At 67.2% G+C, this 12,500-nt stretch carries 11 protein-coding genes; 6 read left to right on the top strand and 5 right to left on the bottom strand.

The window, feature by feature from the left end; all coding sequences use genetic code 11:
- Window positions 1-4 precede the first annotated feature (4 nt).
- Window positions 5-1,267, bottom strand: coding sequence for an FAD-dependent monooxygenase (locus BMX57_RS07785; protein ID WP_229724213.1), 1,263 nt, complete (start codon window positions 1,265-1,267; stop codon window positions 5-7).
- Window positions 1,268-1,312: 45 nt separating this feature from the next.
- Between BMX57_RS07785 and BMX57_RS07790 the strand changes: the two genes are divergently transcribed.
- The 4 genes from BMX57_RS07790 (at window position 1,313) to BMX57_RS07805 (ending at window position 7,423) form a co-directional block, all read left to right on the top strand.
- A complete protein-coding gene (locus tag BMX57_RS07790; protein ID WP_092364697.1) occupies window positions 1,313-2,641 on the top strand; it encodes an amidase in 1,329 nt (442 codons plus the stop codon).
- Between the two features lie 107 nt (window positions 2,642-2,748).
- Entirely contained in the window at window positions 2,749-3,930 is a 1,182-nt protein-coding gene (locus BMX57_RS07795) for an aminotransferase class I/II-fold pyridoxal phosphate-dependent enzyme (protein WP_092364700.1), read from the top strand.
- Between the two features lie 15 nt (window positions 3,931-3,945).
- Entirely contained in the window at window positions 3,946-6,789 is a 2,844-nt protein-coding gene (locus BMX57_RS07800) for a DNA translocase FtsK (RefSeq protein ID WP_092364703.1), read from the top strand.
- 40 nt (window positions 6,790-6,829) lie between these two features.
- Window positions 6,830-7,423, top strand: coding sequence for a LolA family protein (locus BMX57_RS07805; RefSeq protein ID WP_092364706.1), 594 nt, complete (start codon window positions 6,830-6,832; stop codon window positions 7,421-7,423).
- 16 nt (window positions 7,424-7,439) lie between these two features.
- On the opposite strand, the gene BMX57_RS07810 is transcribed toward BMX57_RS07805, so the two are convergent.
- Window positions 7,440-8,024, bottom strand: coding sequence for a transglycosylase SLT domain-containing protein (locus BMX57_RS07810; RefSeq protein WP_092364709.1), 585 nt, complete (start codon window positions 8,022-8,024; stop codon window positions 7,440-7,442).
- 222 nt (window positions 8,025-8,246) lie between these two features.
- Here BMX57_RS07810 and hspQ point away from each other — a divergent pair, with 222 nt between their 5' ends.
- Window positions 8,247-8,573: a heat shock protein HspQ gene (gene hspQ, locus BMX57_RS07815; protein ID WP_092364712.1), complete on the top strand. Its 327-nt coding sequence runs from the start codon at window positions 8,247-8,249 to the stop codon at window positions 8,571-8,573.
- 13 nt (window positions 8,574-8,586) lie between these two features.
- Here the strand turns inward: hspQ and BMX57_RS07820 are convergent, their stop codons facing one another.
- The 3 genes from BMX57_RS07820 to BMX57_RS07830 form a co-directional block, all read right to left on the bottom strand.
- Window positions 8,587-10,164 (bottom strand): gamma-glutamyltransferase family protein, encoded by a 1,578-nt coding sequence (locus tag BMX57_RS07820; RefSeq protein ID WP_092364715.1) that lies wholly within the window; start codon window positions 10,162-10,164, stop codon window positions 8,587-8,589.
- A gap of 248 nt (window positions 10,165-10,412) precedes the next feature.
- Window positions 10,413-10,871: an ATP-binding protein gene (locus tag BMX57_RS07825; protein WP_177175415.1), complete on the bottom strand. Its 459-nt coding sequence runs from the start codon at window positions 10,869-10,871 to the stop codon at window positions 10,413-10,415.
- 16 nt (window positions 10,872-10,887) lie between these two features.
- Entirely contained in the window at window positions 10,888-11,226 is a 339-nt protein-coding gene (locus BMX57_RS07830; protein ID WP_092364721.1) for an STAS domain-containing protein, read from the bottom strand.
- A 93-nt stretch (window positions 11,227-11,319) separates the two neighbouring features.
- Here BMX57_RS07830 and BMX57_RS07835 point away from each other — a divergent pair, with 93 nt between their 5' ends.
- Entirely contained in the window at window positions 11,320-12,492 is a 1,173-nt protein-coding gene (locus BMX57_RS07835) for a thiolase family protein (protein ID WP_092364724.1), read from the top strand.
- Window positions 12,493-12,500: the final 8 nt, after the last annotated feature.

Below are 12,500 nucleotides of genomic sequence, written 5' to 3' on the forward strand. Positions count from 1 at the left end.
CGGCTCAGATCGGCCGGCCCTGCAGGAGCACGGGCAGGTCGCCGGTCAACCCCGCCGCCTCGCGCACGAACCCACGGCGCAGCGACGGCAAGGCGCCCAGGACGCCCATGCCGATATCCCGGCCCAGCCTCAGGACCGGATTGTCATTCGAAAACAGCCGGTTGAACGCATCCGTCGCCAGCACCAGCGCGGTCGTGTCGAACCGCCGCCACTGCTGATAGCGCGCCAGCACATCGGGCGCACCGATATCCTCGCCCCGGCGCGCAGCCAGCGTCACCACCTCGGCCAGCGCGGCCACGTCGCGCAATCCGGCATTCAGCCCCTGCCCCGCGATCGGGTGCATGCCATGCGCGGCATCGCCCACCAGGGCCAGCCGTTCGCCCGCGAAGCTGTTGGCCAGCGTCAGGTTCAGGGGATAGGCATACCGCCCCCCCGCCAGCCCGATCCGGCCGAGGAAATCGCCGAATCGCGGGCGCAGAACTTCGAGATAGTCAGGCTCCGGCATCGCGTGGATCCGCGCGGCCATCTCGGTCCGCTCGCTCCAGACGATGGAACTGCGGTTACCGGTCAGCGGCAGGATCGCCAGCGGCCCCGGCGGCATGAAGAACTGGTGCGCCACGCCATGATGCGGCTTGTCGTGCTCGATCGCGCAGACCAGGGCGGTCTGCCCGTACTCCCAGCCGGTGCGCTTGATCCCGGCCCGCGTCGCGGTTCCGCTGCGTCGGCCGTCGCAGCCGACCAGCAGCCGCCCGTCCAGCACCGTCCCGTCGTCCAGCGTCACGGACACGCCGCCCGGATGTGCCTCTTGCGCGACCACCTTCGCGCCGCCCAACGTCCTGATGCCGGGCGCCTCGCGCATCGCGGCCAGGAAGGCGCGGCGCAGGTGGCGGTCCTCGACCATGTAACCCATCGGGCCTTCCTCGATCTCGGCATGGTCGAAATGCATGAAGAAGGGTGACGGCCCGGCACCGGCATGGCCGTCCGTCACCTTGATGTCCAGCATCGGCTGGGCCTGGTCGCTCACCCGGTCCCAGACACCGACCGCCTGCAACAGCCGTTGCGAGGCCAGGGCCAGCGCATAGGCGCGGCCGTCGAAATCGTCGGTCTCCCGCTGCGCCTCCGGCAGCGCATCGATGACGGTCACCTCATGCCCGCCCTGGGCCAGTGCCAGCGCCAGGGCCGGGCCGTTCAGCCCGCCGCCCACGATCAGGATCCGGGATGCGTCGTTCATGACACGCAATATGCCCCGGCTTTCGGGATTGTCCATGTGCGGTCCTGTCGCTACCGTCCGGCCAATTGCAAGGAGGACGACATGAGCGACTGGCTGACCATGACCGCAAGCGATCTGGGACGCGGCATTGCGGATGGCCGGATCGACCCTGTCGACCTCACCCAATGCTATCTCGACGCCATCGCGGACCATGGCGACCGCGACCGGATCTATGCCCGCACCACGCCCCAGCGCGCCCTGGCCGAGGCCCATACCGCGCGCAAGCGGGCCGGGCTGGGCCTGCGCCGGTCGCTGCTGGACGGCGTGCCGATCAGCTGGAAGGACAACGTGGACAGCGCCGGCATCGCGACCGAAGGCGGATCGGCGTTGCTGAGCGGGCGTGTGCCGGACCGCGATGCGGTGGCACTTGCCAACGCGACCGCGCTGGGTGCGGTCTGCCTGGGCAAGACGCATCTGAGCGAACTGGCCTTCTCGGGGCTGGGCCTCAATCCGATTACCGAAACGCCGCCCTGCATCAACGATGCCGAAGCGGTGCCCGGCGGGTCCTCCTCGGGGGCGGCGGCGTCGGTTGCACACGGGCTGGCCGCCGGCGCCATCGGCTCGGATACGGGCGGGTCCGTCCGGATCCCCGCGGCGTGGAACGATCTGGTCGGGCTCAAGACCACCTCGGGTCGGATCAGCCTGGAGGGCATCGTGCCGCTCTGCCTGAAGTTCGACACCGTGGGCCCGCTGGCCCGGTCGGTCGAGGATGCCGCGCAGATGCTGGCCTTGCTCGACGGCGGCAAGCCCGCCGACCTGCGCGGCGCCAGCCTGAAGGGCCGGCGCCTGGCCGCGTTGCAGACCGTGGCGATGGACGACCTGCGCGACACGCCCGGCGCGGCCTATTCCGACGCCCTGGACAAGTTGGCCAAGGCGGGGGCCGAGATCGTGCATATCGAGGTGCCGGCCCTGCGCGACGCGATGGACCTGTCCGCGATCCTGTATACAACCGAGGCCTACGGGCTCTGGCGCGAGGTGATCGAGGCCCGGCCCGACGCCATGTTCGCCCCGATCCTTGAACGCTTCCGCGGTGGCAAGGCCTTCTCCGGGCCCGAATACGTCGCCGCCTGGGCCAGGCTGGACGCCTGCCGGGCGGGATGGGATTCGGCGGTGGCCGGGTATGACGCGGTTCTCGTCCCGTCCTCGCCCAACCTGCCGCCGAACCGCGAACGCCTGATGAGCGATGATGACTATTACGTGACCGAAAACCTGTTGACGCTGCGCAACACGCGGATCGGAAACCTGATGGGGCTGACGGCGCTGACCCTGCCCAGCGGAACGCCCAGCTGCGGCATCTCCTTCATGGCGCCGCCGGACACCGAAGAGGCCCTGCTGCGCCTGGGCGCGGCGGCCGAGGCGGCCTTGACCTGAATGCCACAATCCCCTGTTCCGGCACCACTTTGTCTGGACGGGGTGGCGGGGCATCTGTACCTTGGCATCAAACGGGACGGAACGATCCCGTAACCGAGGCAGTAGTGATGAATTTCCCCGAGCGGTTCTCGAACCTACCGGACTATACGTTTTCGCGCCTGCGCGCCCTGCTCGACCCGCTCGAGCCGGGGGGTGAGGTTGTGGACATGTCCATCGGGGAACCCAAACATGATTTTCCCCCCTGGGTCGCGGACGTGATCGCCGCGAATGCCGCGGGGTTCCGGGGCTATCCGCCGAACAACGGAACACCCGAACTGCTGGGCGCCGTCACCGCCTGGATCGGCCGGCGCCATGGGGTCGACATGGACCCGGACCGGAACGTGATGGCCCTGAACGGCACGCGCGAGGGGCTTTACAACGCCGCGATGGCGCTGTGCCCCGAGACCAAGGGCGGCGGGCGACCCGTCGTTCTGTGCCCGAACCCGTTCTATCAGGTCTACATGGTTGCCGGCCTGTCGGTCGGAGCCGAGCCGTATTTCGTTTCGGCCACGGCCGAAACAGGGCATCTGCCCGACTATTCCGCGCTGCCGGCCGACATCCTGAACCGCACCGCGCTGGCCTATGTCTGCTCGCCCGCCAACCCGCAGGGCGCCGTCGCCTCCGATGACTACTGGACGCGGCTGATCGGCCTGGCCGAGCGTCACGATTTCCGCATCTTGGCTGACGAGTGCTATTCCGAGATCTATCGCGACACCGCGCCCACGGGCGTGCTGAGCGCCGCGCGCGACATGGATGCCGACCCCGAGCGCGTCCTGCTGTTCAACTCGCTGTCGAAACGGTCGAACCTGGCCGGGCTGCGGTCGGGATTCGTGGCCGGGGGCGTTGACGCAATTCGCCGGATCAAGCAGCTGCGGGCCTATTCCGGGGCGCCGCTGCCCGGACCGCTGCAGGCGGCCGCCGCGCGGGCGTGGACGGACGAGGCGCATGTGGCCGAGAACCGCGCGCTCTACCACGAGAAATACCGGTTGGCCGACGAGATCCTGGGCGGCCTTCGCGGATACACTCCGCCCGAGGCGGGCTTTTTCCTGTGGCTGCCCGTCGATGACGGCGAAGCGGCCGCGGCGAAACTGTGGCGCGAGACGGGGGTGCGAGTGCTGCCCGGCGCCTATCTGGCGCAAGGCCCCGCGGGCCAGAATCCGGGCGAGAGATACATAAGGGTCGCGATGGTGGCCCCAAAAACAGAACTGCGGCGCGGGCTCACCATGATCCGCGACTGTGTTTATGAATGAGGTACGAGGGTAGGCATGGCATCATATCACACGCGCAGCCGTGATCCGCTGCTGGACAGCAACATGCAGGCAGCGATCGAGAAACGGGGCAAGGAGCTTCTGGGTATCGGGCTGATCGCGCTGGGCCTTCTGGCGGCGGCGATGATCGGATCCTACACGCCGGACGATCCAAACTGGATGGTCTCGACCGACGCCCCGGTGCAGAACTGGACCGGCCGCCTCGGCGCGTCCATTGCCGCGCCGCTGTTCATGATCGTCGGCTGGGGCAGCTGGGCCATCGCGCTGGTGCTGATCGCCTGGGGGCTGCGTTTCGCGCTGCACAAGGGCGAGGACCGCGCCCTGGGACGGGTGATCTTTGCCCCGATCTGGATCGCCGTCGTGGCGATCTATGCCGCCACGCTGGTGCCGGACGCCGAATGGCGCGAGACACACAGCTTCGGGCTTGGCGGCCTGTTCGGCGACACGGTGATGGGCGCGCTGCTAACGCTGCTGCCGATCGGCTCGCACCTGATGGTTAAGCTGATGTCGCTGGTCATGGCGCTTGGCATGGTGATGATGGGCAGCTTCGTGCTGGGCTTCACCCAGGCCGAGGTCAAGCGCGGCCTGCGCTATGTGATGGTCGGCATCATCATGGCCTATGGCGGCCTGATGACCCTAGTGGGGCGCGGGGCCTCCGCGACCCTGCACGCCGCCCGCCAGCGCCAGGCCCTGCGCGCCGAGCGCCGCGAGGCCGAGCGCCTTGCCGCAGCCGACCCCGCCGGTTGGGACGAGATGACCGAACCGCTGGTCGAGGCGCCCGAGCCGATGCTGGCCCCGACCGAGGCCAGAACCGGCCTGCTGGCCCGCGTGCCCGGCCTGATCCGCCGTCCCGACCGGATGCCCGAGCCCGAACTCATCGACCCCGAACCGGTGGCCGATGTGCCCGAAATGCCGGGCGGCGACCGGATCATGGCCAAGATCCATGACGCCGTGCGCCTGCGCAAACAGGCAGAGGGGCACCCGCCGGAGCCCGATCCCGACCGTCCGCTGACCAAGGGGCGCGGGCGCGGACCCGATCCGCTGGTCCTGAACGCCACGCCGCCTGGCCTGCCGCCGGAACCGCCCTTGACCGCAGGCCGGGCTGCCTTGCCGCCCGAACCGCCGGTGACCGGCGCGGCCGCGCCCGATCCTGCCCCCGAGCCGCTGCCGCTGGACGAGCCGGCGGCCCCGGCAGCAGCGCAGATCCCGGTGGCCGAGCCGCGCAAACCCGTGGTCGAACAGCCCGTGCGCAAGCCGCCGCAGCCCTCGCGCCGCGCCAGGGCCGAGGCCCAGCCGGCGCTGGCCTTCGACGACAGCGCAAGCGCCTTCGAACTGCCGCCGCTCAGCCTGCTGACCAATCCCGAGATCATCGAACGCCACCACCTGAGCGACGAGGCGCTGGAAGAGAACGCGCGTATGCTGGAGAACGTGCTGGACGACTATGGCGTCAAGGGCGAGATCGTCAGCGTCCGCCCCGGCCCCGTTGTCACCATGTACGAACTGGAACCGGCGCCGGGCCTCAAGGCCAGCCGCGTGATCGGCCTGGCCGATGACATCGCCCGCTCGATGGCGGCGCTGTCGGCACGGGTCTCGACCGTGCCGGGCCGCAGTGTGATCGGCATCGAACTGCCCAATGACAACCGCGAAAAGGTGGTCCTGCGCGAGATTCTGGCCAGCCGCGATTTCGGCGACAGCAACATGAGCCTCCCGCTGGCGCTGGGCAAGAATATCGGCGGCGACTCGGTTGTCGCGAACCTGGCCAAGATGCCCCACCTGCTGATCGCGGGGACCACGGGCTCGGGCAAGTCGGTGGCGATCAACACGATGATCCTGTCGCTGCTCTACAAGCTGACGCCCGAGGAATGCCGCCTGATCATGATCGACCCCAAGATGCTGGAACTCAGCGTCTATGACGGCATCCCGCACCTGCTGTCGCCCGTCGTGACCGATCCCAAGAAGGCCGTCGTCGCCCTGAAATGGGTGGTGGGCGAGATGGAGGACCGTTATCGCAAGATGTCCAAGATGGGCGTGCGCAACATCGAGGGCTTCAACGGCCGCGTGAAAGAAGCGCTGGCCAAGGGCGAGATGTTCAGCCGCACCGTGCAGACCGGGTTCGACGACGACACCGGCGAACCGGTGTTCGAGACCGAGGAATTCGCCCCCGAGGCCCTGCCCTATATTGTGGTGATCGTCGACGAGATGGCCGACCTGATGATGGTCGCGGGCAAGGAGATCGAGGCCTGCATCCAGCGACTTGCGCAGATGGCGCGGGCCAGCGGCATCCACCTGATCATGGCCACGCAGCGCCCCTCGGTCGACGTGATCACCGGCACGATCAAGGCCAACTTCCCGACCCGGATCAGTTTCCAGGTCACGTCCAAGGTCGACAGCCGCACGATCCTGGGCGAAATGGGCGCCGAGCAGCTGCTGGGCATGGGCGACATGCTCTACATGGCCGGCGGCGCCAAGATCACCCGCTGCCACGGCCCCTTCGTCAGCGACGAGGAGGTCGAGGAGGTCGTCAACCACCTCAAGGCCTTTGGTCCGCCGGAATACGTTGGCACCGTGCTGGAAGGCCCGGATGACGACAAGGCCGACAACATCGACGCGGTGCTGGGCCTGAACACCGGCGGCAACACCGACGGCGAGGACGCGCTCTATGACACTGCCGTCGCGATCGCGATCAAGGACCGCAAATGCTCGACCTCCTACATTCAGCGGAAACTCGCCATCGGCTACAACAAGGCCGCACGGCTGGTTGAGCAGATGGAGGAAGAGGGTATCGTCTCGGCCGCGAACCACGTGGGCAAACGCGAGATTCTTGTGCCCGAGCAGCAATAGCACCGTTCAAATCGAGGGCGGAGCACCTATCTGGAATGTCATGAAACAGATTGCCTTCGCCCTCGCGCTGACCTTAGGCGCCCTGCCCGCATGGGCCGCCGAGAAACTGTCCCTGTCGGAGGTCTCGGCCTATCTCAACCAGCTCAAGACCGTGGAGACCTCGTTTACCCAGGTCAACGATGACGGATCGCTGAGCACCGGCAAGCTGTGGATCCAGCGCCCCGGCAAGATGCGGTTCGAATATGACCCGCCGGAAAGCGCGCTGGTGGTGGTGACGGCCGGCACGGTCAAGATCGACGACCAGAAGTCGAACCAGCCGCCTGAGCAATATCCGCTGCGAAAGACGCCTCTGTCGATCATCCTGGCGCGCCGCGTCGATCTGGGCCGGGCCAACATGGTGGTCGGGCACGGCTTTGACGGCACCGCAACCGTGGTCACCGCCCAGGATCCCGAGAACCCCGAGCGTGGGCGCATCGACCTGATGTTCACCGACAATCCCGTCGAGCTGCGCAAATGGGTGGTTCACGACGACGCCGGCACCCGGACCACTGTGATCCTGGGCGCGCTGAACACCGGTCAGACACTGGACCGCCAGCTGTTCACCCTGCGCCGACGCGGAAGCGACACGCGCTAGACCCGCGCGCGGCGGGTCAGCCCATGCCGCAAGCCATCAGTTGCAGCCGGTACATCTCGCCGCGCGAGGCCACGTCGTCGGCCACCCGCAACAGCCAGCTTTTCTGGTTGTAGCTGCCGCGCGCGAACCCGGCATGGCCCTCGTGATAGGCTAGGTACTGGTTGCGCGTGTCATACAGCGGGATGCCGTTGCGCCTGTTGCTCTTGGTCATGTACCAGCCCATGAAGTCCGACGCGTCGCGCATCCGGTTGCGTTTGGACCGCCGGCTCCGGGTTTCCTTCTGGTATTCCTCCCACGTGCCGTCCAGCGCCTGGCTGTAGCCGAAGGCGCTGCTTTGGCGGCCCATCGGAATCACGCCCAGGGCATAGCGGTGCGGGGTGCGCGCATCGGAACGATAGCGGCTTTCCTGGTATATCGTCGCCATCTGCACATGCACCGGCACGCCCCATTTCCGCTCCGTCTGGCGGAACGCCTTCATGTATTCCGGACGCTCACGGGCGATGCTGCAGGCGTCGTCAAGGTTGCGCGGCGGGGTCCGGGACCCGCCGCTGCACGACACCAGGATCAGTGCCAGCATCAGCACGCAAAGAGATCTGCTCATCTGCCTCTCGCTTTTTTTGCCAGTGTAACGCATCCGGCCCCGGGATTAAATCACAACTGTGAGCGGATTCTCGCCGGAAAAGGATGCCGACCGGGGGTTGCGTGGCCGCGCTGCGAGGGCACTGTTACGCCGCCGCTCACAGACTGTTTCCCCGAAATTCCGGACAAATAATGGACAAGAAGGGCTTTTCAAAGGTATTAACAAAGGATTAGGGGCTAGTTTATGTTGAAGTTGCGCGCCAAATATCATTTGGGACAAATCGTTCGTCACAAGAAACATCCGTTCCGCGGCGTGGTGTTCGATGTGGATCCCGAGTTTTCCAACACCGAGGAATGGTATCAGGCCATCCCCGAGGACAGCCGGCCGGTCAAGGATCAGCCGTTCTATCACCTACTGGCCGAAAACGATCAGAGCTTCTACGTCGCCTATGTGTCCGAGCAGAACCTTGTCGCGGATTATTCCGGCGAACCGGTGGACCATCCCGATATTCCCGAGATGTTCGGCCCGCTGACCGACGGCTCCTATCCCCTGCATTTCCACATGAACTGATCCGGCCCGCCGGTCAGTAGCCCAGCGCGCAGCCGTCCTTGCGCGGATCGCTGGCCGCCTCCAGCACGCCGTCCTCGCGGATCCGGATCGCCTGCGAACCGCCCAGCGGCGGCTCGGGCACGACCACTTTGTGTCCGAGAGCCTGCAGCTCCTGCCGCACGGCATCGGGATAGCCGCGCTCGACCCGCAGCACACCGGCATCGGCAAAGCACCGGGGCGCATCCATCGCCTGCTGCAACCCCATGCCGTAATCGACCAGGTTGGTGACCAGACGCGCATGACCTGCCGGCTGATACGCCCCGCCCATCACGCCGAACGGCATGGTGACACGCGCGTTTTCGCGCAGCATGCCCGGGATAATCGTGTGCATCGGCCGCTTGCCGCCCCCCAGCTCGTTGGGATGGCCGGGCTCGAGGGTGAAGCCGCTGCCCCGGTTCTGCATGAGGATCCCGAACTCCGGCGATGCGATCCCCGATCCGAAGCCGCGAAAGATCGAATAGATCAGCGAGACCGCCATCCGGTCCCGATCGACCACGGTGACATAGACGGTGTCCTTGTGCACCGCCTCGGTCAGCGGCGCGGCGTCGGGCATCGCCTGGGCCGGGTCGATCAGGGCGGCCAGCCGGTCCGCAACCTCCTGCGACAGCATGTGCTCGGTTCGCGCGGCATGATCCGGGTCGGCGATGAAGCGGTTGCGCGCGTCATAGGCCAGTTTGGTGGCCTCGGCCTCGACATGCGCCCGTTGCGGGCCCAGCGGGTCCATTGCGGCGATGTCGAACCGTGCCAGGATGTTCAGCAGCAGGATCGCGGTGGCGCCCTGCCCGTTCGGAGGATGCTCGACCAGTTCGACATCCTTGTAGGCCCCGGCGATCGGCTCGGTCGGCAGGCAGGACACATTGGCGAAATCCGCGGCCTCATGCACTCCGCCCAGCGCGGAGAGCGCGGCCAGCATGTCCTCGGCCACCTCGCCGGAATAGAACCCGTCGCGCCCGTTGCGGGCGATGCGGCGCAGCACCTCGGCCTGGGCCGGCGCGCGAAAGACCTGCCCGACATGCGGCGGCGCCCCGTCCATGAGGTAGAAATCCCGCGCGGCGCCCTGCAGGTGCCCCGCATCCCGCGCCCAGTCGAAGGCCACGCGCGGCGCCACCGGCACACCCTGTTCGGCATAGTGGATCGCCGGCTGCAACAGTGCGTCGAGTCCCAGAACGCCTTCGGTCTCGGAGAGGTGACAGAAGGCTTCGATTGCGCCGGGCATTGTCACCGCATCCGGCTCGTGATCTGGCACCCTGTTCAGCCCACGGGCCCGCAACCTGTCAGGATTCGCCGCCGCCGGCGCCCGGCCGGATCCGTTCAAGGCCCGGATCTCGTCGCTCCCGGCGCGCGTGTAGAGAACGAAGCAATCGCCGCCGATGCCCGTCATCTGCGGCTCGCAGATGCCCAGCAGCACAGCCGCCGAGATCGCCGCATCCATCGCGTTGCCGCCGCGTTTGAGAATGTCCACGGCCACCTGCGCCGCCAGAGGGTGCGACGTGGCGCACATCCCTTCGGCGGCAAGGACCTCGGACCGGCCGGGAAGATGGAAATCCCGCATGCAAATGTCTCCTTTTTGACGCCACGATAGGCGCCCGTCCGGAGATTTCAATCTTGGAATGTAGGGGGGTAAATCCTCGACGTCGCGCCCTGGGTGGGGGCTATGCAGCGCGACGTCGAGGGAAGCCTTTGCAGCTACAAGACCTTTATCACCCCGGTTTGGGGCGCGAGTGCGGAGCAATTGCGGCAATGTTGTGACGGCGCGACCGGGCTTGCGCCTGGGCTGAATGGCGCAGCAGAACAGCACTTTCAGAGCCCCTGGGACGCCGTGGACAAATCGAAGTGGAGCGTGAGCAGGTTGCGGCCCGCCCCGCGCCTGTAATGGACCCGGTTGGTCAATTTGCGGATCAGGATCCAGCCGAACCCCCCTTCCGGCAAGGTCCGCTTCAGCGCATGCGGATCCACCGGATGCCCTTCGGTCTCAGGACCGACCGGCAGTGGCGTGCCACTGTCAGAGATGCAAATCTCGACCCTCCGGGCGGTCTTGCGACCGGTGAGCCGGATCCAGCCGGGGGCAAGACCCAGATAGGCATGTTCCACGATGTTGTTCACCGCCTCTGCAACCGCGATCCGGATATCCTCGGACCGATCGTCGGGCAGCCCGGCCTCGGACAGCCAGCTGCCCAGGGCGCAATTCGCCCGGCGGGCCGCGATCCCCGTGGCGCGAAACCGCAGCGCCAGCCCGGCCGTTTGCGTGTCTGCGCCCACGTGAGCGAGGGCGCGGTCAGGCCGACCCGGCCGCCAGCGCCTCGTCCAGCGAGGCGTAGAGGTCGAAGACGGTGTCCATTCGGGTGAGTCGGAAGACCTTGGCCACCATCGGCCGCGGCCCGGCCAGATCCAGCCGCCGGCCGGGATCCAGCTGCTTCATCGCGGCGACGATCGCACCCAGCCCGCTGGAATCGATGAAATCCACCCGCGTCAGGTCCAGAATCACGCGTTTCGGCCCCGATGCGGTTTCGGTGCGCATGTCCTCCTTGAACTGGATGGCCATCGCCGCGTCGATCCGTTCGGCTTCGACAGTGATGATCTGCGCATCGCCTTGCACAGTGCTGGTCAAGCTCATCTCATGCTCCTGCTTGGTGCAATTCTTGCCGGAGAGGCTAGACGCCAATTCTTACCATTCTGTATGCAGGGACCGAATCCTCAGGAGGTAGGCATGAAAGAAGTCGTTATCGCGGGCGCCGCCCGCACGCCGATGGGCGGGTTTCAGGGTGCGTTCGATACGGTGAGCGCCGCCGACCTGGGCGGCACCGCCATCCGCGCCGCCCTGGCCGGGGCCGGCGCCGAAACCGTCGACGAGGTTCTCATGGGCTGTGTTCTACCCGCAGGACAGGGCCAGGCGCCCGCCCGGCAGGCCGGATTCTCCGCCGGGCTGGGCGAGGAGGTGCCGGCCACCACGCTCAACAAGATGTGCGGCTCGGGCATGAAAGCGGCAATGATGGCCTTCGACCAGATCGCCCTGGGCCATGCCGCCACCATGATCGCCGGCGGCATGGAGAGCATGAGCAACGCGCCCTACCTCTTGCCCAAGATGCGCAGCGGTGCGCGGATCGGGCATGGGCAGGTGATCGACCACATGTTTCTCGACGGGCTCGAGGATGCCTATGACAAGGGCCGGCTGATGGGCACATTCGCCGAGGATTGCGCCGAGGCCTTCCAGTTCACCCGCGAGGCGCAGGACGACTATGCGCTGCAATCGCTGTCGAACGCCCTGGCCGCGCAAGAGAACGGTGCCTTCGAAGACGAGATCGCCCCGGTCACGGTCCAGACCCGCAAGGGCGAGATCGTCACCGGGGCCGACGAGCAGCCGGGAACCGCGCGGCCCGACAAGATCCCGACGCTCAAGCCCGCCTTCCGCCAGGGTGGAACCGTAACCGCCGCGAATTCCTCGTCGATCTCCGATGGCGCGGCGGCGCTGGTGCTGGCCTCGGCGGATGCGGCGGAGTCACAGGGCCTGTCGGTCCGGGCCCGCATCGTCGGCCATGCCAGCCACGCCCAGGCCCCGGGCCTTTTCACGACGGCGCCGGTGCCGGCTGCGCAAAAGCTCCTCCAGCGCATCGGCTGGAGCAAGGATGACGTGGACCTGTGGGAGGTGAACGAAGCCTTCGCCGTCGTGCCGATGGCCTTCATGCACGAGATGGGCCTGCCCCGTGACAAGGTGAACGTGAACGGTGGCGCCTGTGCCTTGGGCCACCCGATCGGCGCATCCGGCGCGCGGATCATCGTCACCCTGCTCAACGCGCTGGAAAAGCGCGGGCTGAAGCGCGGCGTCGCCGCGATCTGCATCGGCGGCGGCGAAGGCACCGCCATTGCCATCGAGCGGATCTGAACCGAGCA

It is taken from the genome of Cribrihabitans marinus (assembly GCF_900109035.1).
In the GTDB taxonomy this organism is placed as follows: domain Bacteria; phylum Pseudomonadota; class Alphaproteobacteria; order Rhodobacterales; family Rhodobacteraceae; genus Cribrihabitans; species Cribrihabitans marinus.

Bases quoted from the DNA above. Each gene is read 5' to 3' on its own strand.
- BMX57_RS07785 (WP_229724213.1), bottom strand. From the start codon at position 1,267: ATGGACAATCCCGAAAGCCGGGGCATATTGCGTGTCATGAACGACGCA.
- BMX57_RS07790 (WP_092364697.1), top strand. From the start codon at position 1,313: ATGAGCGACTGGCTGACCATGACCGCAAGCGATCTGGGACGCGGCATT.
- BMX57_RS07795 (WP_092364700.1), top strand. From the start codon at position 2,749: ATGAATTTCCCCGAGCGGTTCTCGAACCTACCGGACTATACGTTTTCG.
- BMX57_RS07800 (WP_092364703.1), top strand. From the start codon at position 3,946: ATGGCATCATATCACACGCGCAGCCGTGATCCGCTGCTGGACAGCAAC.
- BMX57_RS07805 (WP_092364706.1), top strand. From the start codon at position 6,830: ATGAAACAGATTGCCTTCGCCCTCGCGCTGACCTTAGGCGCCCTGCCC.
- BMX57_RS07810 (WP_092364709.1), bottom strand. From the start codon at position 8,024: ATGAGCAGATCTCTTTGCGTGCTGATGCTGGCACTGATCCTGGTGTCG.
- hspQ (WP_092364712.1), top strand. From the start codon at position 8,247: ATGTTGAAGTTGCGCGCCAAATATCATTTGGGACAAATCGTTCGTCAC.
- BMX57_RS07820 (WP_092364715.1), bottom strand. From the start codon at position 10,164: ATGCGGGATTTCCATCTTCCCGGCCGGTCCGAGGTCCTTGCCGCCGAA.
- BMX57_RS07830 (WP_092364721.1), bottom strand. From the start codon at position 11,226: ATGAGCTTGACCAGCACTGTGCAAGGCGATGCGCAGATCATCACTGTC.
- BMX57_RS07835 (WP_092364724.1), top strand. From the start codon at position 11,320: ATGAAAGAAGTCGTTATCGCGGGCGCCGCCCGCACGCCGATGGGCGGG.